23 protein-coding genes are annotated in these 22,655 nt (G+C 55.7%); all 23 read right to left on the reverse strand.

Annotated elements, in window-relative coordinates:
* Nucleotides 1-7: 7 nt before the first annotated feature.
* Nucleotides 8-5,842, reverse strand: a complete 5,835-nt coding sequence (locus tag ACI0CA_RS02585) for an InlB B-repeat-containing protein (RefSeq protein WP_446807031.1) — start codon at nucleotides 5,840-5,842, stop codon at nucleotides 8-10.
* On the reverse strand, nucleotides 5,839-6,192 hold the full coding sequence (locus ACI0CA_RS02590; RefSeq protein WP_412432729.1) for a hypothetical protein: 354 nt from the start codon (nucleotides 6,190-6,192) through the stop codon (nucleotides 5,839-5,841). The genes ACI0CA_RS02585 and ACI0CA_RS02590 overlap by 4 nt, the downstream gene beginning before the upstream one ends.
* Nucleotides 6,193-6,350: 158 nt before the next feature.
* A complete protein-coding gene (locus ACI0CA_RS02595; protein ID WP_446807032.1) occupies nucleotides 6,351-6,980 on the reverse strand; it encodes a PrsW family glutamic-type intramembrane protease in 630 nt (209 codons plus the stop codon).
* Entirely contained in the window at nucleotides 6,977-7,603 is a 627-nt protein-coding gene (locus ACI0CA_RS02600) for a histidine kinase (protein ID WP_446807033.1), read from the reverse strand. The genes ACI0CA_RS02595 and ACI0CA_RS02600 overlap by 4 nt, the downstream gene beginning before the upstream one ends.
* Nucleotides 7,590-7,952 carry a DUF4179 domain-containing protein gene (locus ACI0CA_RS02605; RefSeq protein ID WP_257275108.1) on the reverse strand — a complete coding sequence of 121 codons (363 nt, stop codon included), beginning with the start codon at nucleotides 7,950-7,952 and terminating at the stop codon, nucleotides 7,590-7,592. Before ACI0CA_RS02605 ends, ACI0CA_RS02600 begins: the two co-directional genes overlap by 14 nt.
* The gene (locus ACI0CA_RS02610; protein WP_320101829.1) at nucleotides 7,939-8,487 is read right to left on the reverse strand and encodes an RNA polymerase sigma factor; all 549 of its coding nucleotides are present in this window, start codon (nucleotides 8,485-8,487) and stop codon (nucleotides 7,939-7,941) included. Before ACI0CA_RS02610 ends, ACI0CA_RS02605 begins: the two co-directional genes overlap by 14 nt.
* A gap of 47 nt (nucleotides 8,488-8,534) precedes the next feature.
* Complete coding sequence (locus tag ACI0CA_RS02615; protein ID WP_158707401.1) at nucleotides 8,535-8,744, reverse strand: helix-turn-helix domain-containing protein; 210 nt, start codon at nucleotides 8,742-8,744, stop codon at nucleotides 8,535-8,537.
* A 176-nt stretch (nucleotides 8,745-8,920) separates the two neighbouring features.
* Nucleotides 8,921-10,642: a CHAP domain-containing protein gene (locus ACI0CA_RS02620; RefSeq protein WP_413068114.1), complete on the reverse strand. Its 1,722-nt coding sequence runs from the start codon at nucleotides 10,640-10,642 to the stop codon at nucleotides 8,921-8,923.
* A gap of 117 nt (nucleotides 10,643-10,759) precedes the next feature.
* The gene (locus ACI0CA_RS02625) at nucleotides 10,760-11,122 is read right to left on the reverse strand and encodes a cysteine-rich VLP domain-containing protein (protein ID WP_257275116.1); all 363 of its coding nucleotides are present in this window, start codon (nucleotides 11,120-11,122) and stop codon (nucleotides 10,760-10,762) included.
* A complete protein-coding gene (locus ACI0CA_RS02630) occupies nucleotides 11,070-11,918 on the reverse strand; it encodes a class B sortase (protein WP_446807034.1) in 849 nt (282 codons plus the stop codon). Before ACI0CA_RS02630 ends, ACI0CA_RS02625 begins: the two co-directional genes overlap by 53 nt.
* A gap of 29 nt (nucleotides 11,919-11,947) precedes the next feature.
* Nucleotides 11,948-14,284: a VirB4-like conjugal transfer ATPase, CD1110 family gene (locus ACI0CA_RS02635; RefSeq protein ID WP_446807035.1), complete on the reverse strand. Its 2,337-nt coding sequence runs from the start codon at nucleotides 14,282-14,284 to the stop codon at nucleotides 11,948-11,950.
* Nucleotides 14,277-14,642, reverse strand: a complete 366-nt coding sequence (locus ACI0CA_RS02640; RefSeq protein ID WP_413068118.1) for a PrgI family protein — start codon at nucleotides 14,640-14,642, stop codon at nucleotides 14,277-14,279. The genes ACI0CA_RS02635 and ACI0CA_RS02640 overlap by 8 nt, the downstream gene beginning before the upstream one ends.
* On the reverse strand, nucleotides 14,620-15,621 hold the full coding sequence (locus ACI0CA_RS02645; protein ID WP_257275123.1) for a DNA-methyltransferase: 1,002 nt from the start codon (nucleotides 15,619-15,621) through the stop codon (nucleotides 14,620-14,622). Before ACI0CA_RS02645 ends, ACI0CA_RS02640 begins: the two co-directional genes overlap by 23 nt.
* A complete protein-coding gene (locus ACI0CA_RS02650) occupies nucleotides 15,618-15,797 on the reverse strand; it encodes a hypothetical protein (protein WP_118556735.1) in 180 nt (59 codons plus the stop codon). The genes ACI0CA_RS02645 and ACI0CA_RS02650 overlap by 4 nt, the downstream gene beginning before the upstream one ends.
* A gap of 10 nt (nucleotides 15,798-15,807) precedes the next feature.
* On the reverse strand, nucleotides 15,808-16,644 hold the full coding sequence (locus ACI0CA_RS02655) for a hypothetical protein (RefSeq protein WP_257380188.1): 837 nt from the start codon (nucleotides 16,642-16,644) through the stop codon (nucleotides 15,808-15,810).
* A gap of 69 nt (nucleotides 16,645-16,713) precedes the next feature.
* Nucleotides 16,714-17,070 carry a glutamyl-tRNA amidotransferase gene (locus ACI0CA_RS02660; RefSeq protein WP_118556737.1) on the reverse strand — a complete coding sequence of 119 codons (357 nt, stop codon included), beginning with the start codon at nucleotides 17,068-17,070 and terminating at the stop codon, nucleotides 16,714-16,716.
* Nucleotides 17,071-17,084: 14 nt separating this feature from the next.
* Nucleotides 17,085-18,884, reverse strand: a complete 1,800-nt coding sequence (locus tag ACI0CA_RS02665) for a VirD4-like conjugal transfer protein, CD1115 family (RefSeq protein WP_257275130.1) — start codon at nucleotides 18,882-18,884, stop codon at nucleotides 17,085-17,087.
* Nucleotides 18,871-19,077, reverse strand: coding sequence for a hypothetical protein (locus tag ACI0CA_RS02670; protein WP_118556739.1), 207 nt, complete (start codon nucleotides 19,075-19,077; stop codon nucleotides 18,871-18,873). The genes ACI0CA_RS02665 and ACI0CA_RS02670 overlap by 14 nt, the downstream gene beginning before the upstream one ends.
* A 10-nt stretch (nucleotides 19,078-19,087) precedes the next feature.
* On the reverse strand, nucleotides 19,088-19,975 hold the full coding sequence (locus ACI0CA_RS02675; protein ID WP_298653978.1) for an ArdC-like ssDNA-binding domain-containing protein: 888 nt from the start codon (nucleotides 19,973-19,975) through the stop codon (nucleotides 19,088-19,090).
* 6 nt (nucleotides 19,976-19,981) lie between these two features.
* Nucleotides 19,982-20,779, reverse strand: a complete 798-nt coding sequence (locus ACI0CA_RS02680) for a PcfB family protein (protein ID WP_298653976.1) — start codon at nucleotides 20,777-20,779, stop codon at nucleotides 19,982-19,984.
* Nucleotides 20,763-22,145, reverse strand: a complete 1,383-nt coding sequence (locus ACI0CA_RS02685) for a relaxase/mobilization nuclease domain-containing protein (protein WP_446807036.1) — start codon at nucleotides 22,143-22,145, stop codon at nucleotides 20,763-20,765. The genes ACI0CA_RS02680 and ACI0CA_RS02685 overlap by 17 nt, the downstream gene beginning before the upstream one ends.
* Nucleotides 22,136-22,474, reverse strand: coding sequence for a plasmid mobilization protein (locus ACI0CA_RS02690; RefSeq protein ID WP_446807037.1), 339 nt, complete (start codon nucleotides 22,472-22,474; stop codon nucleotides 22,136-22,138). Before ACI0CA_RS02690 ends, ACI0CA_RS02685 begins: the two co-directional genes overlap by 10 nt.
* Nucleotides 22,471-22,602, reverse strand: a complete 132-nt coding sequence (locus ACI0CA_RS02695; protein WP_446807038.1) for a DUF3789 domain-containing protein — start codon at nucleotides 22,600-22,602, stop codon at nucleotides 22,471-22,473. The genes ACI0CA_RS02690 and ACI0CA_RS02695 overlap by 4 nt, the downstream gene beginning before the upstream one ends.
* Nucleotides 22,603-22,655 lie beyond the last annotated feature (53 nt).

The following is a 22,655-nucleotide window of genomic DNA, read 5'->3' on the forward strand; positions in this document are numbered from 1 at the left end:
AGCTGATTTATTCAGCGTTTTCTTTCTTCTTTTTGCTGTAAACGGTGATGCCGATCACTACGCCGCCGCTGACAAACAGCAGTGCGATCCAGAGGATCATATTGCTGTTGTCACCGGTCTGCGGAGAATCCGAATCGGTCGGCTTGCCCGGCTCAGTCGGTGTTCCGGTAGCCGGAATCTCAACTGCCGCCTTCTTGTAGCCGCAAACCCTGCACTCCTCATGCTTGGAGCCCTTTTGCGTTGCGGTCGCTTCCTTGTCAACAACCCACTTGAAGTCGTGTGCCGCCTTATCGGCCTTATCTCCGCAAGAGCACTCATGCCAGTGGTTCGTAGCATCGTTCTTCCAGTCGGAGCCGTAGCTGTGAGTATGCTCGCCGCCGCCGGTTGCCGGGATAGTTTCGATTGTCATCGTATAACCGCAGACGGTGCATTCCTTATGCTTTGAGCCGTCGGTTGTAGCAGTTGCTGGGGTGTCGATGATCCATTCGCCGGCGGTATGCGCTGCTGTATCTTTCTTATCACCGCAGGAGCACTCATGCCAGTGGTTGTCGGCATCGTTCTTCCACTCGCTGCCGTAGCTGTGAGTATGCTCACCGCCGCCGGTTGCCGGGATAGTTTCGGTTGCCATCGTATAACCGCAGACGGTGCATTCCTTATGCTTTGAGCCGTCGGTTGTAGCAGTTGCCGGGGTGTCGATGATCCATTCGCCGGCGGTATGCGCTGCTGTATCTTTCTTATCTCCGCAAGAGCACTCATGCCAGTGGTTGTCGGCATCGTTCTTCCACTCACTGCCGTAGCTGTGAGTATGCTCACCGCCGCCGGTTGCCGGGATGGTTTCGGTTGCCATCGTATAGCCGCAGACGGTGCATTCCTTATGCTTTGAGCCGTCGGTTGTAGCAGTTGCCGGGGTGTCGATGATCCATTCGCCGGCGGTATGCGCTGCTGTATCTTTCTTATCGCCGCAGGAGCACTCATGCCAGTGGTTGTCGGCATCGTTCTTCCACTCGCTGCCGTAGCTGTGAGTATGCTCACCGCCGCCGGTTGCCGGGATGGTTTCGGTTGCCATCGTATAACCGCAGACGGTGCATTCCTTATGCTTTGAGCCGCTTGTGGTAGCTGTTGCCGGAGTGTCGATAATCCATTCACCGGCGGTATGCGCCGCCTTGCTGCCCTCGATGATCACGCCGCAGCCGACAACGGTGCACTCTTTCCAGTGATCGGTATTATCGGACTTCCAGTCGGAAGCGCTATGACCTGTTGCCGCAAGGATTACGCTTGTCTTGTCGGTAATTTCGGATGCACCGGTTGCATCCTCAAACCACTTGTCACAGCCGTCGCAGGTGTAATATGCTGTGTTGCCTTTCTCCGTGCAAGTAGGAGCCTTTGCGGGAACGAGGGTCAGATTGTGCGTATGCGGTACGGTCTTGTCATATCCGCAGGTGTCGCAGATGTTATCGCTGCCGTAATCGTGAGCCGCCTCGTCCTTCTTTTCGTGACAGCGAGAGCATTCTTTCCAATGATTGTCTGTGTCCTTGCTCCAATCGCTTGCCCATGCGTGCCCGAGCTGTGTACCTGCTGCTGTAAAGGTTTCTGTTGTGCTGATCTCTCCGCAGGAGCAGCTCTTGAAATATACTGCATCGTTGGTGCAGTCGGCAGCCGACTTGAGGGTTTCCGGCTTCTGAATTTCCTGATCGTAGGTATGGGTATGGGGAATTGTGTAGGTCGCTTTCACGCTGACTTCACTGTCAGGCATTATGAAAGTAGTGGTTTCACTGTTCGCATCTTCAAGAGTAGTGTTGCCGCTTTCTACTACCCACTTATCAAACACCTTACCGTCAGGAGCCGCATTTGCGGTCAGAGTAATGGTTGTGCCTTGCGCCGCTTTACTGATTTCGCTTCCTGCACCGATTGTCGCTTTGCCGTCCGTTACGATGATGGAATACTCTTTACTCTCCCAGATTGCATAGAAGGTAGTATCCGAGCTTACTTCATAGGTCGTGCCGGAAATAACCGAACCGTCGGCACTGGTTGACCAGCCCTTGAATTGCTTGCCTTCCGGTTCAGTAAAACCGCAGGAGGGCAGGGTGTAGCTGCCGGAAACGCCGGTGACATCTGCCATTGTGCCGCCGCCACCGTTGGCATTGAATCTGACGGTATACTCGGCAGGGGCGGGAGGCGCGTCCTTCCACATCGCCTTGACTGTGATATCAGCGGTGACGGTCACAGGGGCGTTCACCGGATACTCCGTGCCGCCGATCTCCCATGCCTTGAACTGCTTTCCTTCGGGCGCAATAAACTCGCACTCCGGCAGAGAATACTCGCTGCCGTGCAATACCTTCTTGGCGGGCATTGCGGTGGTGACCTCCTCGGGCAGATCCTCAGGCTCGGAGCCGCCGTTCGCGTCAAACATGACGGTATGCTCGTTGCGCTTTTCAAACGTTGCGGTTATGGTGACGTTTTCCTCCGGCTGGGCGAAGGTATAGGCATCCTCCCCAACCGCAACGGCGGCAGCGGTGCCGTTGACGGACAGCGTGCTTAGCATATAGCCCTCGTCTGGTGCAATGGAGAGCATGACAAGCTCGTCCTTATAGAACAGCGGCGTGCCGTTCTCGGCGGTTTCTGTGGCATTCACCACCGTGACGCTGCCGTTTGCGCTATCCTCTGTCGTCACCTTGTAGCGCGGCGCGCCTTCCACTGTCACGCTGATCGAGAAATTCTTCTTCCATTCCTCTCCCGGACGCGTGATAACATCAAGCCCCGAGACGCAGCGTGCTCCGGTGCCTTCCAGAATCACCGTGCCGAGGACGGTAAAGGTCTGCTCCCGCGGGGACTGCGGATCATAGTCCTCCGGGATCTCCCACGAAACATCGACAGGGATAAAACCGGTGACGTCAGATGCAAAAATCCCGATGTTGACCTTGGAGAGCTCCTCTTGCAGATCCTGTTCCCTGGAAATACGAATCGGCTGCGCAGGCTGCACATCCCAATAGTCCTTCTCCCGAACAACCTCCAGATAGTTCCACAAAATATCGATGTCATTGTAGTAGGTTTTGTTCCCGCAGGCGTCCTCAATGCAAATGTCGTGATGGAGGCTTACGTCATAATCTGCCGGGATCGTATAACAGCCGTCTTCATCCGGCGTCATAAGTTCAATATTCCCGCCCGGGTATCTCTCGTGCCACACCTTGACGGGCAGCGCGTCCTCTACCCTGAACCGCAGGTCGCCCCAGTATTCCCCATCCGTCTCCAGTTCCTTGTCGGTAGAAAGATTGATGGCCTTCGGCTTTTCGACGTCGGCGATCAGCTTCGGCGTGGAGACATAGGTCGTTCCCTTGAGGTTTTCGGCTTTTGCATAGACATACCAGCTGCCATTTGCGTCATACTCCGCGATGTCTATGGTGGCTGTGGGAATATAGACGATCCAGACGCCCGGTTCCGGCTCCGGATGCTGATATTTCTCCCATGCGATTTTTCCTTGCTTGTCCAGCTCCGCCAGCTCCTCCTGCGTGTAGCATACCGGTGAGCTGAAGTAGTGGCTGGGTATTACATCCGCGTTGATCTGTACAGCCACCGAATAGACGTTCTTATCCGTTTTCTTGCTTACATCCGCAAGATAGTGCGGTTCGGCTGTATCCGCGTTGTATCCAAAGAAGTACTGACTCCGCCCCAGAATAAGCTCGGCCTTCGGATACTCCGTGTTATACTCCAGCACGAGCGTCCGGCTTCTGTCGATCAGCCCTACCGTGAAGCGTCCCATTTCTTTGTCATATGGAATTTCCGAATGATCTGCCTTGTCGGTCATTCTTACCGCCGCACCATCCGGCATCTTCATCGTGAGCACCAGATACTCGTTGTGCGCCAGCTCTGCCTCGGCGTATGTCGTCTGCTCATCCGGGCTTACGACTCTCACTCGATGCCGCCGGTAGATCTTCACGGTTGCCGTGGAGGCGTTGCCCGCATTGTCCGTCGCAACGACGGTATATTCCGCTCCCGCGTCATTGTTGCCGCCGTCGGGTGCGGGAAGAGAATAATAGGTGGAGTCGGCCTTCTGCTCCACACCGTTGATGGTCACGGACTTGACGCCGGAGGACGCTTCGCCGCTCTTCGCCGGATCGCTCACGGTGAAGGAGTACGCGCCCGGTCTTCCAACGATGACATCCTCGACGGTGTAGCTCTCGCCGTCATTCAAAACCTCCAGCACCGGCGCCGCCGTGTCCTTTTCCAGCAAATGATCGCACACGGCACAGTGCTTCTCCTGAATGCCCCAGTCTCCGGGGATGTGCTTTCCGTTTTGTTTGGACATCTCCGCCGCCGGGTCGCGCGCCTGACAATCCTTATTCCTGCACGCCCAGACGTGGCATGACTGCCGGTTTACCCAGCCGAAGTCGTGATTTCCGTTGCAGGGGTCGTCGATCACTGTCATTTCCAGCACGTTGATCGCCCAGCCGTAGTTCTGTACATACGGAAGTGTCAGCAGCTGCATGTCGATGAGCCCATTCTCATCAGGGATCAGGGTCTCATAAAGGTTCCAGAAGTAAGAATATTCGTCATCACGGCTGAGGGCGCGCGCCTCCAGCTTCAGCTTCACCAGCTTTCCCTTGTATGAGCCGATCCTGATTTGATCGTTCGTCGCGATTGACGGATCCGCCACGAGCTGCTCCGGTTTGTAAACAATGTCGCCGTAGCCGACAGCCGCCGCGTCCGAGCCGTTGCTGCGGTAATTGGTCGACAGGTTCAGAGTCGCGTCGGTGATGGTGATGTTCTTTCCGTGGCACCAGCGGCCGCCGCCGATCGCCGCGCCGTAGTGTCCTGTCGCCGACACATGGCCGCCGGTGATGGTGATGTTCCGGGCGGGGACATACTGGCCTCCGCCGATACCCGCGCAGTTGTATTGGCCGCGGGCGCTTACCCGTCCGCCGGAGATGACGATATCGCTCGCCGCGTTGATTCCGTCCATGTCCTGTTTCGTCGTCCAGCTGCCGCCGCCGATGCCCGCGCCGGTATCCCCGCCTTGCGCGTCGATATTGCCGCCATAGATATAGATATGGCTGCCGCGCCCCCTAAAGCCTCCGCCGATTCCGGCTGCAAGCCTGCCGCCGCTGGCGTTTACCGTGCCGGAGTAGAAGTACAGCCGCTCTCCGGCGCCTCCATGGATGGTGTTTCTAGAGTGTCCAGAGTGTCCCCAGCTGCCGGCTCCTATGCCCGCGCCGTACTCGCCGCCGGTGGCATTGATGGTGCCGCCCCAGTAGTCGGGATTGCTCTGAGAGCCAAAGTGCATATTGACGCCGTGGCCGTACATATCCATGTTAAACATAGAGTCCCCGATATTGCGGATCGCCCAGCTCCCGCCGATGCCCGCCGCTCTGTAGCCGCCCTTGCAGGTCACCGTGGTGCCGGTGCGCGCCAGCACATAAAGCTGCCCCTCGCTGCGGTTTTTCTGGATCGCCGCGCGGCCGTCAGCGCCTTGCAGGGTGCTGTCCTTGCCGATGAAATAGAGATAAGCCGAAGCCTTTTTGTTCAGCTCGATGGCCGGCCCCTTGGAGCTGGGACTCATCTTAATATTTACGCCGTCAATAAATACGTGCGGCGCGGCTTTGTCTCCCTGGATGAAGATCTTCTTATCCCATGCCCATGTGTCCCTGAGCTTGTCGGGCACGGACGAGTAGATGTAGTAGCTCCTACTGTCCTTAATGGATATGTCCGATGTCCGGTTGTACACGTCAATGCTCACGTCGTACTTTGGTATGGTATCCATCGGCCCGTCCGCTGCCAATACTGTTGTCGGCAGCAGCGTCAGCACCATGCAGCACAGCAGCAGGATGCTAAGTATTCGTTTCTTCATTGGCTTTTCTCCTCCTGTTCGTGTCGGTTCGGTTTGTCCGCCCCGCCTTTTTTCCGGTTTTCTCTGATTCTGAGCCGGAAACACAGCGCGGTGATCGCCACCGCCGCGGCAAAGGAGATGACGGCTACCAGCACATAGCCGCCCGCGTCCTCCCGCAGCAGCATCGCGCCGAACACGCCCCATGCTTCCGGTTGCCCCGGCCCGGCGACCGTGCCCACCGCCTGCATCAGCACCGCGAACAGCAGCATACACATAGCGCTCAGTCCATATATGCCGCGCCGCTGCCTCCGGCGGGTGTTTTCCCGCACCCGCTGCTTGACGAGTGCGACCCGTCTTGCGGTATCGTACATTTCGTTTGAACCTCCTCTCTGGATTTTTTGAAATGCGGCTTAAAAACCCCTTCACTTATATAGGTACAAAAAATCGAAAAAACTCTCACCCAAAACGCAAAATTTTTCAAAAAATTTGAGAGCCGCCAAAAAGCAGCTCTCAAGGAGTGATTATTCGGTTATTTCCTCTGCCCGAGGCGGAAAGCGGACCATCTTCCCGCCGCCACCAGCAGCACCGGCAGGGCGTAGGCCACATACTGCACCGCGCCGCCGTGGGCGATGAGCAGATTATAGATGGCGTGGAGGGTGATGGCCGCGCCCAAGAGGCCGCAGGTGCCGGCAATCTTCAGCCACGTCCGCTGCCACGTGTATGCAAGCCCACCGCCCACGATCAGACCACAAAGCACGTGCATCGCTCCCGTGCCGAAGCCGCGGAAGAAGATGAAGGAGAAGCGGTCCGCGCCGTTCTGGATGAGATAGCAGACGTTTTCAAAGGTGGCGAAGGCGAGGGCGACTGTTATTGCGGCAGTCTTGATTTTATCCTCCTCCGGCTCGAATACCAGAAGATAGAATACCAGCGGCAGCAGCTTCATCATTTCCTCCACCACCGGCGCGATCTCCGCCGTGGCGGCAAGGGCGTCCGCCCGGCATACCGCCGCGAGGAAGGTGTTGATATAGGCCGAAAGCAGGCACACCCCCATTCCGGCAATGCAGAACAGGAAGAAGCGGAGCTGCCGTCTGCCCATGCACAAAGCGGCCACCAGCAGCGGAGACACCATGCACAGAAAGATGTTTTCGATGTAGGTCATGCGCCCACCGCCTTTCTCGTGGCGGGCAGCAGCCCCAGAATCGCAAGGGTCAGCAGCATATCGCACCAGAAGGTGGGACTTGCCGGTGAGGTATCCGGCCAGAAACAGCCCACCGTCCAGAGCAGATACTCCGCGAACGCAAAGCACAGCACGCCGATATGGAAGTACCGCATATTCCGCGCCGTGCCCGTCTGTCCGTTGGCGTAGACCAGCCCCCGAATGGCGCAGAAGGAGAGCCATATCATCATGCCGCACCAGATCAGGTTGGAGAGAATGTCCCCAAAGGTGCAGTAGAACGCCAGCAGCGGCACGCCGAACGCAGGCGCGAGCCATGCCCTGCGGCAGCGGAAGCTGCGCTCGTCCTGACTGGCGAGCGTGGCCTGCAAAATGCGCAGGAAAATTACGCTGGCCACCCAGCCGAACTCCGACACATAAAAGACCCGGGGTGTTGTATCGAACAGCAGCAGATACAGCGTCCAGTAGAGCGCACCGAGGGCAAAGCAGCCGTAGAAGCACAGCAGCAGAAAATACGTCTGCCGCCCACTTTTTCGGTAGGAGATACCCGAGAGCAGTGCGCCCACGAACGTGGTCAGCAGTTGCAGCAGGTTCTCAATCAGCTCCATGCGCATCCTCGCTTTCTCCGTCCTGCGTGTCCTCGCGGTTCATCTGCCGCAGCCGGAAGCACAGAACGGTCACGCACACGCCGAGTAAAAACGCCAAAAGTCCGATGACGATGTATCCCAAGGCCGCGCCGCCGTGAAAGATGCTGGCCGCCGTTTCAAAGCCGGAATAATCGCCTGTCTGTATCCGCGCAGCAATGCCGGGCATGGCGAGGGACGCGCCGATGAGCAGTACAAGGCACGCCGCCACTGCGGAAGCCATGGTGATCGTATTGCGCCGCCGCTGTTTTTCTCGTTCCATTTTGGCGATGCGCCGCTTCGTCTCCGCAACGCGCTCCTCATGACTCCGCATTTGTGATTCCCTCCCGTTCCAGCAGCCTTCGCAGGCTCTCTTTTCCGCGATACACCATGTTGGTGATCTGTTTTACCGTTTTTCCCGTAACCTCCGCCGCCTGCGCGTAGCTCATATCCTCAAAATAGGTGAGATATAAAACCTCCCGATAGTCCGGGTTCATCTCATCCATGCAGAAATGCAGAATGCGGTTTCGCTCCTCCGTCCGGATGACCTCCTCCGCCAGCAGCCGTCCGTCCGGCTCGTCTGCAAGCGCGTCGAGGCTGAACAGGGGCTTTCGCTTGCTCTTATGGCGCAGCGCCATGTGCCTCGCCGCCTTATAGAGATACGCCTTGAAGCCGCCGTCCCGGATGCGGGGCTTTTTCGTGAACAGATAGGCGAAAACGTCCAGCATCAGCTCCTCCGCCTCGTGAACGTCGTGCAGATAGCCGTCAATATACAGGGTCAGGGGATCGCCGTATTTTTTCATCAGGGCCTCCAGCCCCGCGTCATCGCCGCTCAGATATTGGCGGTAAAAAACCTCGTCGCAGGTCATAGCGTTCACTTCCTTTTTGCGGATGCTAAAATGCAGAGGGGTATCCGTCAGGTGCTTGTCCTGCCGGAATCGCGGTGCTGTCCCTGAAAGCGCGGGTCGGACGGCTTTTCCGCGTTTTCCGGGATCGCCCATGAGCGCCCGAACCGGGATGCGCCGGGGATCCGCCCCTCGGCGCAATACTGGTTGACCCGCCGCTCTGACACGCCCCAACGGTAGGACGCCTCCCGAATGGAGATATAGCCCTTGATCCCGTTCATACCGCACCTCCGCATGGATAATACTCAACACGATACATTATATACGAATATCCGAATAAAAGCAAGCCCACACGGACGTTGGTTTTAACGAATTGTCGCATTTTCCTCACATCAGGGTATGTATTGGCTGCCCTCGCAGGCAGCCATTTCCCTCTTTTCGCGCAATACCGTGCAGGCTAATACTGAGGCACTCCGTACCCAAGCACCTCATAATGCCCTACGCTGTACTGATTGACACGGCAGCTATCGCCTGAGTTACCCTCCACGGTATAGACGATGCCGTTTTCAACCTTCTGCACAATGCCTACATGGTCGGACTGCCCGTCTTGCGGACCGGAGCTGCCCTTGTTGTCCCAGTCAAAGAAGATAATCATTCCGGAAACAGGCTCAGCAGAGCCGTCGATCCACTGTCCACGGTCTTTGAACCATTGAACGCCGTTGACGCAGCCTGCAAATTTCGGAATTACGCCGGTTTCAATATAGCCGCACTCGTTGGCGCACCAGCTCACGAAGCAGGCACACCACTCCACACGGCTCCCGAAGCCGTACCAAGACCAGTAAGGCTCACCGCCCACATTGCCCACCTGCGACAAGGCAACGGTCACGATCTGATCATCGCTGTAATGGATGCCGTAGAGGACAGCCGCCCAAAGGGAGTTGTTCTTGTCCTCCAGCAGCTCCGCAAGATACTCTCGCTGTTCTTCATTGAAGCCGTATTGGTCAGCCATTTCCTCCACCGTCTTATGCGACACGGTGATATACAGCGTGGTTCTCGTTTCGGTGGTTTCGGTCTGCACGATATTTCCGTTACCGTCATCGGTTTCGGTGATGACCGTTTCAGAATTGCTTTCTGTCCGTGACGATATGCTGTTCATCTCCCAAAATATATCCTTGAGAAGCTGCTTTTTGGTGTCGTCCATCGTGGCAACCTCCATCGGCTCGTCGGGATCGGTATTGACCTTGACCGAGTAAACCGCAAGGACTTCCTTCCACACAGCACGGCTTCCCGACATTTCCAGTGTGTCATAGGAAGTGCCGTTTCGTATCTCCAACAGCTGGTTGTCGTAATCCGTGTTGATCTCCTGCACGGCTGTCCGCATGGACTGTCCCGTACCGGAATCCTCGCCGGAGAAGAATATCCCAAACACAGAACCGCAAATCAAGGCAATCAGGCAGATGACAATGATAACCACAACGGCGACCCAGCCACCTGCGGCAATGGCCGCTACCAATGCTTTTGCTGCCGCTATGATCGCCTTGACCGCCGCAACGGTTGCTTTGACGGCGGCTTTCACACCGGCTGCGGTCGCTTTGGCTGCGGCTTTGGCGGCCTGCGCCGCTTTCTGTGAAGCCTTAACCGTCGCCTGTGCGGTTTTCTGCGCCGTCTTTGCCGCCTGCCGGGTGGTTTTAATGGCGGTCTTTGTGGTCTTGACCGATTTCTGCGCCGCTTTCGTCGTGCCTTTGCCTACTGTCTTGACGGTTTTCTTCCCGGCAGAACGGGCGGATTGCTTGACGGTCTTTTCCGTTTGCTCCACCGTCTTAATGGTCTTATTACCGGAAGCACGGACAGACTGCCTTTTCAGCGATTCCGCCGCCCGCTTTTCTTTGAACTGCCTGATGCCGTCCTTTGCCTTGGATACATTCCGCTTGGTTTCCGCCAGCCCCTTGCGTCCCTGCTTATCGAACTGATGCACCGCTTCGTGGGTTATGCGGTCTACGCCGCCCTCGATGCGGTCGGAGGCGTATTCCTCTGCGCTGTGTTCTTCGGGATGGGCGGCGTGTTCCACCTTCTCCTTGGTCTGCACATAGGCGGAGCGCATACGGTCGGCGGCAATCGCCGCCTTGTCTATCTTCTTGATCGTGCCTTTCACCACATCTCTTGTTTTGATTTTAGGCATTTTCCCTCCTTTCCGGGGCGCACCAAAACGCCCCTGAATTGAAAAAGAGGGACAAAGGTATCAACCCCTTGCCCCTCAAAGTGCGGGAACTGAAAAGCCTTGCTGTGACTGGCTTTCTCAGCCCCTATTTTTCGACTCTGCCCGTTTCCTGCGGGCGTACGCTGCCTGCTGCTTTTTGTAGGCTCTTACGGCGCACCTGCCGCAGTATTTCTTGCGGTTGCCTTTCTTGAGGATAGGCGCACCGCAGGACACACACCTTTCAAAGCGTGTGCCAAGAATATTAGCCTCCAGCATCGGCTCTGCCGGCAATACGGCGTTGCGGAAATACTTGCAGAGCAGCGAATAGGAAATGCTCTGCACACAGACGCAAGGCTCGCCGTCATCCAGCGCAAGGCAGTTGCCGCCCTCATAATTGGCGCACAGCCTTTTAATCAGGGCGTTGGCTCTCTGCCGCTGCTTCGGCGTAAGTCTGGGCAGCATCCGCATCACCGCCCTCTACTATGCGCTTTGCCACCACCACAAGGCGGCTGTTGTTGCGGCTGTACTCGCAGGTGGACAGGGTAATGAGCTTGTCACCGTATGCGGCGGTCACGCCGGTGTCGTAGAAGGATAGCTCCTTGCACTTGGCAATGAAGCTGTCAAACTCGTTGGCATTTCCCGCATCCACGAAGCGGTAATACTTGAAAGCGTCGGGGCTGTCGGTGTAGACCACCGTGCGGAACACGGCAACGATCTCATACTTCTGCCTGTCCGTCAGCGTGTTAAAAGCAATGGTCTTATGCTTGCTCCAAAAGCTCTCGCTCTTGAATTTGTCGAGATGCGCGAACATAGAGCCGTTTTTCATGTGATGCCCGTAGATAACAAGGTTGTCAGAGGGCTTTAGCACATCGCAGTCCTCCTGCACATAGGGACAGCCGTACTCGGAGTATTCCTTGTCAAAGCCGTGCTTCAGGTAGAAGTTCGGCTCGTTTACAGACTGCATCACGGGATAGTTGATGTTGGTATCCGCAATGCTGATCCAGCCCACCAAATCGCCGTTCTGTCCGAACAGCTCGGCAAGCTCCGGCAGCAGCGTCTTTTCCTCGGAATACGGAATCGGCTCGGCGGTTTCCGTTTCAGCGTCCGTCTGCGCTGCGGCCTCCACCACGGAGGCAAGGTTGTGATATAATTCTGCCTGCTTGTCTGCCTCCTTGTTGTGACGGACAATAAAATAGGTGCTTGCGCTGAGGACGGCAGCAAACACCGCAATGAGAATGATTGAAATTGTCTTTTTCATTGGATTTCCTTTCTTTGTTGCCCGCTTAGTCAATTCGCAATGTCGGATAATTTGGTGGTCATCAGCTTGTAGAGTTTTGTGTTTTTGGGGAACTTGTTGGCAAATGGTACAAGGCTGGAGCCGACCTTGATGAGTCCGTGTCCTGCGTCCACATTGGTGATATACGAAAGCTGGGTGTCCGAGATGTTCAGGAGCTTTGCCAGCTCAATGCGGTCGGTGGACGCCTGATTGAGCATAATGATGAACTCGGAGTTTGCAAGCATCGTTCTCGCCGTATGGCTCTGCAAGAGGTCGTCCACATTCTGCGTAATGCCGGACGCATAAGCACCGTACTTGCGCACTCGCTTCCAAAGCGTGAATAGGAAGTTGGCACTGTATTCGTGCTGGAACAGGAGATAGATTTCGTCAATGAAGATGAAGGTATTTTTGCCCTTTGCACGATTCTGTGTAATGCGGTTGAGGATGGAATCCAATACCACCAGCATCCCGATGGGCATAAGCTGCTTGCCGAGGTCAAGGATGTCGTAGCAGATGAGCCGGTTGTCGGTGTCCACATTGGTGTGCTTGGCAAAGGTGTTCAAAGAGCCGTTGGTAAACAGCTCGATGGCAAGGGCGATCTCCTGTGCCTCCGGCTCGGATTGTTTGAGCAGCTCCGCCCGGAAGTCCTGCAAGGTGGGGACCTCGCCCTTGTAGTCGTTCTGCTGATAGGTGCGGTAAACGCTTGCCGTGCAGCGGTCGATGATGGATTTCTGCACTGCACCAAGGTTGTTGCCGCCGATGAGCTGCTCACACAGGGACATAATGAACTCGGATTTCAGGATGACGGGGTTTGCGCCGTCGCCGTACTCCCGGTTCATATCCATCGCATTGATGTGGGTGGGAGAGGTGGCGGAGATGTTGATGATCTCGCCGCCCATTGCCTTTACAAGCTGTGAATACTCCCGTTCGGGGTCGATGATGATAATATCCGCATTGCCGGAGAGCATCTGATTGATGATCTCGCCCTTTGCGGCAAAGGACTTGCCGCCGCCCGACACGCCGAGGATAAACTCGTTGCCGTTGAGAAGCTGCCTGCGGTCGGCAATGATCATATTTTTGGAAATGACATTCTGCCCATAGTAAATGCCGTTCTCGTGGTAGATGTCCTGCACCCGGAATGGGATAAACACCGCAAGGCTCTCGGTGGTGAGGGTGCGGAAGGTGTCGATCTTCCGAGTACCGAAGGGCATCACCGTATTCAGTCCGTCAAGCTGCTGGAACTTCAGCACCCCGAACTGGCAAAGGTGCTTTCTTGCGGTGGTCAGCAGGGCTTCGGTGTCGCTGTCGAGCTGCTCCTTGCTGTCCGCCGTGTGTACCATCGTAAGGACGGCGAACATCATACGCTGGTCACGGGTGGTCAGGTCATCGAGAAATTCCTTCATTTCCTTGCGCTGCTGTTCAAGGTCATAGGGAACCTGTGCGGAGAAGTTGTTGTTGGAGTTCTGCCTGCGCTGCCAGTTGGTCACATTGGTTTCCACGCCCAGCAAACGGTTTTCCGCTTCCCGGACGGCTTCGTCGGTGGGGACGGGAACTACATCAATAGACAGCATCAGGTTGCGGTTGAGGTCGGTCAGCTCCGCCACCATAGCGTCCTTGATATACGACGCATACTCACGCAGGAACAGCACCCTGCCGTAGCGTTCCCCGATCTTGAAATAGTCCTTTTCAAACTCCATCGAGTCGGGGCAGATGAAGTCCTTGAAGTCGTGTCCCTTTTTGCGGGTTTCCTTCATATCAAAGCGGAAGCTGGTTTCCTCGCCCGCACGGTAGAAGTCATGGAAAATGCGGAGGCGTTCGTCGGTTTCCATCTCCACGCACTTGCTGCCAAGCCTGCCGAAGTGGGCGATCAGGTCTGCGCCCACACGGGCAAAATAGCTTCTTGCTTCCTCCACATTCTTCTTGTTTACGGAGATGGTGATATACTTCTCCTGTGTGTAGGCGTTTGCGCCCGTCGCTCTCTCAAGGAGCATTTTGTTGTATTCCTCCCGGTACTCGTCGAGGGCGTCGCCCTTGAGGGGCATAAGGATGGTCTTCTCAAAGTCCAGCCGGTTCAGGCGGCGGTTGTTGATGGTGATCTTGGTGGTCGCCCCGCTGTCAAAGGAATTCAGCAGCTCGGAGTATTCGAGGAACATCGCCTCCTTGTCCTCACGGCTGGCGACGGCATAGTTGATGTCGGTGAACTTGAAGGATCTGGTGAACTTGTCCCTGCCCACCTGAAAGATGCCATCATCGTAAATCGCTTTGACGGGAATGACATCCTGTACGCCCTTGGGTACGACGAAGCGTTCCTTGTCCTGCTTGAGCAGGATACTCAGTGTTTTAATCATTGGCTTTCAATACCTCCTTCTTTTTGAGTTCCATACCGGGCCTCATCAGCTCAAAATAGGTGTTGGTGGAGCGGAATACGAGCTTCTTCGGCAGCAGAAACTCCGATTTGATCCACGCCCACACAAACTTCTCTGCGGTCATTCCGTTGTACTTAATAAAACCCAGCGCCGCAAAGGGTGCGGCGGCTAAAATGCACATCCACGATACCGTTTCCGTGCCGAAATGGGGCTTGAGCAGGAAATACACGCCCACCGCAACGCCGCAGGCAAGGACAGAAAAAATGAACTGTCTGAGGGACAGTCCAAAGAACATCGCTTCCGTGTAGTTGCGTATTTCACGGTTGATTTTTACTTCCAAGATACAGTTCCTCCTTCGTCTGTTGGATTCTTGTTTTTGCTGTCTCGCAGTATTCGGGGTTCAGCTCGATGCCGAGATAGCGGCGGGAGAGACGCTTGCACACGGCTCCCGTCGTGCCGCTGCCGAAGAACGGGTCAAGGACAAGCCCCTGCTCCGGCGAGCCTGCCAAAATGCACGGCTCGATCAGCCGTTCGGGGTACATGGCGAAGTGTCCGTAACCCCTGTGGGAATTGGTGCTGACGCTCCACACATCCCGCTTGTTGCGCTTTGTTGGCATATCGCTGTGGGAACGGGGCAGAAAGAGCGCCTGCGGCTTTGCGCCGCCGACACCCTTTGCGTATTTCGTCCTATCGCTGACCGCCCGCTTGTTGCGCTCCACCGTGACCGGTGCGACCGGCTCGGAGATCGCCGCAGTATCGTAGTAGTAGTGGGGCGATTTGGAGAGCAGGAAGATATGCTCATAGGATTTGGTCGGCCTGTCTTTCACAGCCTCCGGCAGGCAGTTAGGCTTCTGCCAGATAATATCGCTCCGCAGATACCAGCCGTCCGCACGAAGTGCAAAGGCAAGCTGCCATGGGATGCCGATCATATCCTTTTCCTTAATGCCGTCCCATTTCTTTGGGAGTGCGGCGTTCTCATCGGTATTGAGGCTGTGGTAGGTCTGTTTGCTTTTGGGGCGTTCGGCAAGGCTTTTGCTCCAAACGCCCTTGCCGCTTCCGGCGTAGCTGTCGGCAATGTTCAGCCAAAGTGTCCCGTTGCTTTTCAGCACACGGCGCACCTCACGGAAGATTTCGGTCAGGCGGTCTATATATTCAAGCGGCGTTTGTTCACAGCCGATCTGTCCCTCGGCACCGTAGTCACGAAGCCCGTAGTAGGGAGGGCTGGTGACGCACATCTGTACGTACTCGTCAGGAAGCCTTTTCAGCATCTCCAGCGCATCGCCGCACAGGACGGTGTTTTGTAATTCGTCTTGGTTCATCGTCTTTTCCTTTCCCGGCGGCGTGCTTCCTCAATTTCGCTTTTGCAGACGCACACATCGGCAAGGCAGAGAACCCTCCGCCTGCGTTTGCCGCCGTAGTAAAGACAGTATCTGCAATCGCAGTCCTCAAGGGTGTATCCCTTGAAGGGTGAATAGATTTTTGTGTTTCGTTTCATTGCACACTCCTTACAGCCCCATCATCTCACGGATAATGCGGTCGCTCATCTTGACTGCGCCTACGAGGACGAGCATATTAAAGAGCAGCTCTCCCACATAGCTCCACACCTGCGTGACCGCCGCTGCATCGGGATTGACCACGGGCGGCGAGGATGCAAACAGGGAGAAGATGATGCAGGACAACACAATGACTGCGCCCTCCAAGCAAACAGCACAGTAGCTTTTGATGAAGGACTTGCCCACATTCTGCGAAGGCTCACCGGCAAAGGTAGACAGGGGGATGGGCGCAAGCGCCGTATACATATACAGCTTAAAGAAGCGCCCGTACACGGTCATAATGAGGATGAAGGACATCACGGTGATAAACAGCCCACCGATGAGCGTCACCGCCCATAGTGGGATTGATTCAAAGAAGCCGCAGTCCTCGATGGTGGTGATCATTTCAGCCGGCAGCGTTGTCTGTTGCGGCGAAGAAAAGCCCGCCGAACTCATAATGGTAGAGATCGTCCCCTGCACGATGTTGAACAGGGCGAGCATCAGTTCCATACCGTAGGTGATGGCTCCTTTGGCAATGGCAAAGCGTATAAAGAGCTTCAGGGCGTGTTCCGGCTTCTTGACCTCCGTAAACGATCCGCAGGTCTTTACCACGCCCACAACGAAGAACAGCACAAGCAGGGCAAGCCCGATTGCCTGCACCGCACCATTGATATTGACGATCACGCCCCAAATCCCGCCGCCCTTGAAGTCCTGCGGCGTTGTCGTGATGAGCTGCCAGATCTCGGCTAATTTTTCATTCCAGGTTTCCAATGCGTTTTCAAGGTTCTGTACGACCCAGTTGTCGCTCACGAAAAGCACCTCCTTTCAAAGAATCGGGGCGTCCCCGAAAGTCCGGGAACGCCCCACGGTAGGGTTTGCTCAGCCGACGATCAGGTCGAGGATCTCCTTGGCAAAGGTAATGATGACGCCGCCCGCAAGGGTCAGAAAGCCGTTGGCTCGCTGGGACGGGTCGTGGGACTTGAGGGACAAGCCGACCTGCACCACGCCGAAGCCCAGCAGGATAAGACCGATGGCTCGAATCAGCCCGAAGATGAAGCTGGACAGGTTGTTGACGACGGTGATGGGGTCGCCGGCAGCGAATGCCGTGACCGAGGTGCCGAGAATGAGCGCAGCGCCCATAATGGCGGTGCAGTAGATGCGGAAGCCCTTTCTGACCTTGCCGGTCATAGGGAGCTTGTTGGTATGCTTTTCGGTGTCTTTCTTAAAGATGTTCATATTCGTTTCCTCCGTTATTTTGAAGATTGGTTTTCGTCAAAGTCCTCATCGGACAGTAACACATAATCGGTTTCCGGCACTTCCGTGTCGGGCAGGGTTTTGGGATCGAGGTATGTGACCTCGATGGTCGCAATGTCGCTCCTGACAGCACCGTGCTGATAAACGCCGGCTTTCCCGTCTGCGGTCAACGCCACATTCGGATGCTTCAGGATGTCGTACTTGAAATCAAGCACCGGACGCTCGCCACGGATAAAAAGGATGGCGTATTGGTTGTCCAGCATACGCACCTCGTCGGGCGTGAGAAGCTCTCTGCCGCTGATTTGGTAGTTGGTGCTGTAATTGCCGCTGCGTCCTGAGCTTTTGCCGTAGGTGTTGGTGTCGATGGTCGATTTGCCCAGCAGCTCCGACACATACTTGTGGGTACTTTGCTCATTGCCGCCGAGATACAGAAACTCGTCGCAGTTGCCGACGATGGACTCCCATTGCTTTTCAAACAGGGCTTTTAACTGCGCCAAGTTCTGCAAGATGATACTGACCGACACGCCACGGGAGCGCATAACGGACAGTATCTTGTCAAAGTCATCCGGCAGACTGACATTGGCAAACTCATCCATCAGAAAGTGAACGGGAATCGGCAATGCGCCGCCGTGAATATGGTCAGCGGAAAAGAAAAGCTGCTGAAATAGCTGGGTATAAAGGATGCTGACCAAGAAATTGAAGCTCGAATCGTTGTCCGGGATAATAGCGAACAGTGCCACTTTCTTTTCGCCCATAGAAGCAAGGTCAAGCTCGTCGGTACAGGTCAGTGCCGCCAAACTCTCCAAGTTGAACTTTTCAAGCCTTGCGGCAAGGGTGATCTGAATACTCTTGAGTGTCTTAGCCGAGCCTGCGTGATAGGAGCGATAATACTTCAAGGCAATATGGTCGGGCCTGTCCATCTCCAAGTCGGCAAACAGGTAATCCAGCGGCGTTGGTCTGGAATCCTCCTCGTTTTCGATTGCGCCGGCACGGAGCATCTCCATGACCATTGCAAAGTTCTGCTCGTCCTCCGGCGCTTCATAGTGAAGGTAGTAAACCAGCGCCGACAGCAGCATGGAAGCCGAGGTGTCCCAAAAGGGATCATTGGATTGACTGCCCTTCGGCGTGGTCGCCTTGAACAGATTGGTGACAAGCCGTTGGATGTCGTTGTCGCTTTGCAGATAGACGAAGGGATTGTAGCAATGGCTCTTTTCCATAGAGATCAGGTCAAGCACCCGGACTTCATACTCTTTCTGTGACAGCAGCTCGCCCACATCTCGAACGATCTCCCCTTTGGGGTCAAGCACGAAATAGGAATTGCGACAGCACTGCATCAGATTCGGCTTGCAGAAAAACCTCGTCTTGCCGGCACCTGAACCGCCGATTACCAGCGTGTTGAGGTTTCGGCGGTGTTTCTTGGCGTTCAGCCCGATTGCCACATTCTGCGTCAGCAGCTTGTTTTCGCTCTTGGGCTGCTGTGCGTACTTTTTGTTCACGGCACTGGCGCTGCCCCATTTTGCCGAGCCGTGTTCCTCCCGCCTGCGGTAGTTCCTGCGTGTGGAGAAGTAGATGCCGACGCCCATTCCGTAGCAGAGAAGCAAAACGAGGACAGCTTTTACGCTGTCCTCGCAAAGCTCGATATGGAACGGGTCGTTCATCGCGTTCATCAGGCTCGTCAATATCTCCGGCAACCCGCCCTTGACGGACGGAGCGATGAGAAGTCCGAGCCATACCACGGGAATGATACCGATAAGGGAGAGGATGACCGCCGCCCGCCGGTCGTTACCTTGATTCACGGCAGGAGCAGTCCTTTCTCTCAACCACCTTGAACTTTTTCTTTGGGGCATAGCCGAACTTGATGATGAGGTCGTCCACTGCGTCGGTGGTCTTGCCTCTGTTTTTCAGCTCGGTCTTGGTGTCGTTCAGGGAGCGGATGATAATCCCGTGTTCGTAATCGTCCAAGGCGACGTGATAGCGTTCCTCTTTCATCTGATGCACCTCATCTTTCCTGTTCCTTGCTTCTCTCTGCACGGCGGCGGTAGATTTCCTCCGACACACGGGAGCCGATCTCGCTCATCGCAGAACGGGTCTTGGAAAGCTCCGCACGAATTTCCTTGGGGGACTTGCCCGCCAGTTCTTCCGGGATGCGGTCAATGGCGAAGTTCTTCACATCCACTCCGAACTTGCGGCAGAGCATATAACCGACGCAAACGGCAGAGAAGCCCATATCTCTGCGGCTGTATGCTTCGCAGTTCATTGCAAGCTGAGCGTGTCCAAGCTCCTGTGCCACGCACTGGCAGAGTGCAACGCTGTCCCCAATGTCCCGCTTGATATAAAGGGTCTGATCCTCGTTCTTATAGAACGCTCCCATATTGGGAGAAGGCAGCTCCTCCACGGTGCTCACATCAATGGGAGCCGTATCAAGCATAATCGCCACAAGTTTTCGGGGGTCACGGTCAAGGGTGGGTGCAGCAGGCTTCTTGCCGCTGGTCTGTGCCACATCGAACACCTTCTTAACATTGTAGGCAATACCGGTAGAGCCATCGTTCTTGGTGTACTCCACGGGTTCGAGGATGGACAGACTCTTAGCACCCTTGTTGACCTTCACGCCGTCCTCCTGCCAGTCACGAAAATCCTTGAGCTGAGTCGCCTGCGGCTGCTGCTTATAAATGAGCAGAGCGTTGGCGGCAGAGTAGCGATCCATTCGTGCCTGTGTGTCCAGATAGCCCCGGAACTTTTCAGGGGCATTGACGATCTCGGTCGCCGCATCGTCGATCATCTGATATACGGCGTCCTTCTCCGCCTTTTTCTTGGCGACGTATTCCTCCGGAGAAAGCTGCGGCCTTTCCGCAGCGCCGGACTTCTTGGGATTGAAATTGTTGGTCACAGTTGATTACCTCTCTTTCGGTTTTTTGGTTCTTTTCGGTTGACGGTGAACCGTCTGTCGGGACGGTTCGGGTGCTTTCGGTCTTTCTTTGGCAATCGAAGGCTCGGTGCGGTCTGCTTCCTTATCAGCCTTTACAGCAGCCTTGTAGCGTTCCAGCTTTTCCCGCACGGAAGGCTTTTTGTCTGCCTGCTTTGCTGTACCCCGGTCAGCATTTGAACCTCCAATCGTTGAGCTTCGCTCGGACGGAGGGCTTTTTTCCGTCTTTGCGACCGTAGGGTTTTGGTGGGACTGCCCTTCTTTCTGCACGGGATCACCCATTGCCTGCTCCACGATGATCTCGCCCCTTGTCTTGGTAGGGACTTCCTTCGCCACGGCGTCCCTGTCTGCCTTGTCCTTTTCCGCTTGGGAAACGACCCCCGCCTTGTCGATCTTGCCGAGTTCAAAGCGGTCGCAGATCCGCTGGATTTTGGAAGCGTCCTCGGCACGGGCGATAATATCCACCGGTGCATCGCCCGCCCTTGTGTTTTTGTCCCGCAGCAGGCAATACAGTACGCCGTAGCGTTTTGCCTGCTCGGTAAACTTCTGAATGTCCTTCTGCGGCAGAGAAAAGACCTTGAGTTCCTTTCCCGACCGGATCATATTGGTGAGCCGTGCCTTACCTTTGGTCTGCTGTTCCTGCTTCAGCACGGACACCAGCAGCAGGGCGACATTCTTTGCCGCCGAGCCTGTGAGTTTTGCGGCGACCTCAAAGCCTTCAAGCGAAAGCCTGACGATCTGTTCCGCCGCATCACCGCCGTTGTTCATAGTTGCGGTTCTCCTTTCGTTTTGATTTTTCTTCCTCTGTCCGGACTGCATCCACCTTTTCTTCGATGACCTTGGAGCGGACGGCAATGTCCTCGCAGAGTTTGACCTCCCTGCGGAGTTCTTTCAGCTTCTCGGAGAGAGCCGAGATGCTCGTCCTTGCCTGTGACAGCTCTGCATCTGTTCTGTTCACTTTTCGTATTTCATTTCGGAGATGCGTTCTGTCGGCAGTCAGGGTCTTGATCTGTTCCTCCACCGAGCGCTTGTATGAGAAAAGCTGCTCGCTTGTGCCGATGTGGTGCTTTCCGAGCAGCGTGACCTGTTTGGTGAGTTCGTCTATCTTCATTAAATCCTCTTTGAAAAGGTAGTGAACTCTTGCGTTGTTCTGTTGTCCTGCCCTGTACCTCGGCAGATAGCCGAGCCGGTAGCAATAGTAGAGGTACAGCCCGTACAGACCGCCCATCCTTCCAATTCTGTCGCTCCGGGTTGTGAGCCGGTATTGCTTCGGTCGGCAGCTCTTGGGCTGGAACGGCACGAAGTCGATGCTGTCCCGGTTCTCAATGAGCCGCTGGGTAATTCGATCCTTGGTATACTCATCGCCGAGGCGGTAGAGCCGGATGGGACGCTCGTCGCCCTTGCCCTTGATCGTCCAGTATTTCCGCTTCGGGTTGCAACCGAAGGCATAGCCCATCTCGGACAGGCGGTATTCAAGCTGCTTGAGGTTGTGGCTCATCGCTATGGCTTCATCAAGAGCGGAACGGGCGAGATTATATCTTGTAGGCATACCGGCCTTGTCCTTCATCGTCAGGTGCTTTGCATCGTGATAACGCTCCGGCTCCTTGATGGTGCTGATCCCGTACTTCTCGCAGATACGGTCGGCTTCCTTGTAGAACTTGAACCACGAGGTTTCCCGGCAGCGTTTGCCGTCCACAAAGGACACGGAGTTGATGACGAAGTGGCAGTGCAGATGCTCGGTGTTCAAGTGGGTCGTGACAAGCACCTGATGCCGTTTGCCCCAAACGGAATTGGCAAACTCCATCCCGATATGCTGCGCCAGCTCCGGCGTGATGTCGGTTTCCTTGAAGCTGAGGTAGCCGTGGTAGGCTTGAATGCCATCCGGCTTGTCGAACTGCTCCTTGACGGTGACGAACTGCTCACGGGCGGTTGACGGGTTACAGTTGATGCCCTGACAGAACAGCTCCTGCTCGGTTTTTTTGCCGTCCTTCACATAGTTGACCACATCCCGCAGTGCCTGATAGTCGGCGTTGCTGTACTTGGATTTTGCTTTGGTGGTTTTCTCCGGGTTAGCGGCGTAGTCGAGAACGGCCGCAAGGCGAACCGTGACCGGCCAGAGCCTGCTTACTGCCATTTGAGGTCGCTCTTTTCGGGACGGAGGAACTGCCGCTCCACATCCGCCTGAAAGCTGTGCCAGCGCTCCGCTTCGGCGTTCAGCTTCTGCATATCGAGGAAGCCGAGGGCGTTCGCCTTGACCGTGAGCTGGTGCAGGTTGTTGCCGATGGCGGAGAGCTGCCGCATCACATCGTAGAACCGGTCGTCCGGCTTTTCCTTCGGCTCAAAGCCGCGCACCAAAAGGCGGAACAGCGCCGCCTCGGACAGGCAGGTGCGCTTGGCTTTCTTCTGCAACTCCTGCGCTTCGTCACGGGAGAGCCAAAACTGTTTTTTGACCGTCCGCTTCATTTGTCATCACCGTCCCTTCTGCTTATTTGTGTGTCGCTGCTGCGGATCATCTGCACAAGGCACATCGCAAGGAGTGCGATGATGCCGCCCAGCAGCAAGCCGATTATAAAGAAAAGTAATTCGTGCATAGGTTTTTCCTTTCTTGCAGGGGGTATTAGGGGTTCCCCTAACGAGGACTTTT

The sequence above is a fragment of the Hominenteromicrobium mulieris genome, from assembly GCF_046197855.1.
Classification (GTDB): Bacteria; Bacillota; Clostridia; order Oscillospirales; family Acutalibacteraceae; genus Hominenteromicrobium; species Hominenteromicrobium mulieris.

What these genes read in the sequence shown, in the direction of transcription:
- ACI0CA_RS02585 (WP_446807031.1), bottom strand. Translation starts at nt 5,842, where the DNA reads ATGAAGAAACGAATACTTAGCATCCTGCTGCTGTGCTGCATGGTGCTG.
- ACI0CA_RS02590 (WP_412432729.1), bottom strand. Translation starts at nt 6,192, where the DNA reads ATGTACGATACCGCAAGACGGGTCGCACTCGTCAAGCAGCGGGTGCGG.
- ACI0CA_RS02595 (WP_446807032.1), bottom strand. Translation starts at nt 6,980, where the DNA reads ATGACCTACATCGAAAACATCTTTCTGTGCATGGTGTCTCCGCTGCTG.
- ACI0CA_RS02600 (WP_446807033.1), bottom strand. Translation starts at nt 7,603, where the DNA reads ATGGAGCTGATTGAGAACCTGCTGCAACTGCTGACCACGTTCGTGGGC.
- ACI0CA_RS02605 (WP_257275108.1), bottom strand. Translation starts at nt 7,952, where the DNA reads ATGCGGAGTCATGAGGAGCGCGTTGCGGAGACGAAGCGGCGCATCGCC.
- ACI0CA_RS02610 (WP_320101829.1), bottom strand. Translation starts at nt 8,487, where the DNA reads ATGACCTGCGACGAGGTTTTTTACCGCCAATATCTGAGCGGCGATGAC.
- ACI0CA_RS02615 (WP_158707401.1), bottom strand. Translation starts at nt 8,744, where the DNA reads ATGAACGGGATCAAGGGCTATATCTCCATTCGGGAGGCGTCCTACCGT.
- ACI0CA_RS02620 (WP_413068114.1), bottom strand. Translation starts at nt 10,642, where the DNA reads ATGCCTAAAATCAAAACAAGAGATGTGGTGAAAGGCACGATCAAGAAG.
- ACI0CA_RS02625 (WP_257275116.1), bottom strand. Translation starts at nt 11,122, where the DNA reads ATGCTGCCCAGACTTACGCCGAAGCAGCGGCAGAGAGCCAACGCCCTG.
- ACI0CA_RS02630 (WP_446807034.1), bottom strand. Translation starts at nt 11,918, where the DNA reads ATGAAAAAGACAATTTCAATCATTCTCATTGCGGTGTTTGCTGCCGTC.
- ACI0CA_RS02635 (WP_446807035.1), bottom strand. Translation starts at nt 14,284, where the DNA reads ATGATTAAAACACTGAGTATCCTGCTCAAGCAGGACAAGGAACGCTTC.
- ACI0CA_RS02645 (WP_257275123.1), bottom strand. Translation starts at nt 15,621, where the DNA reads ATGAACCAAGACGAATTACAAAACACCGTCCTGTGCGGCGATGCGCTG.
- ACI0CA_RS02650 (WP_118556735.1), bottom strand. Translation starts at nt 15,797, where the DNA reads ATGAAACGAAACACAAAAATCTATTCACCCTTCAAGGGATACACCCTT.
- ACI0CA_RS02660 (WP_118556737.1), bottom strand. Translation starts at nt 17,070, where the DNA reads ATGAACATCTTTAAGAAAGACACCGAAAAGCATACCAACAAGCTCCCT.
- ACI0CA_RS02670 (WP_118556739.1), bottom strand. Translation starts at nt 19,077, where the DNA reads ATGAAAGAGGAACGCTATCACGTCGCCTTGGACGATTACGAACACGGG.
- ACI0CA_RS02680 (WP_298653976.1), bottom strand. Translation starts at nt 20,779, where the DNA reads ATGAACAACGGCGGTGATGCGGCGGAACAGATCGTCAGGCTTTCGCTT.
- ACI0CA_RS02685 (WP_446807036.1), bottom strand. Translation starts at nt 22,145, where the DNA reads ATGGCAGTAAGCAGGCTCTGGCCGGTCACGGTTCGCCTTGCGGCCGTT.
- ACI0CA_RS02690 (WP_446807037.1), bottom strand. Translation starts at nt 22,474, where the DNA reads ATGAAGCGGACGGTCAAAAAACAGTTTTGGCTCTCCCGTGACGAAGCG.
- ACI0CA_RS02695 (WP_446807038.1), bottom strand. Translation starts at nt 22,602, where the DNA reads ATGCACGAATTACTTTTCTTTATAATCGGCTTGCTGCTGGGCGGCATC.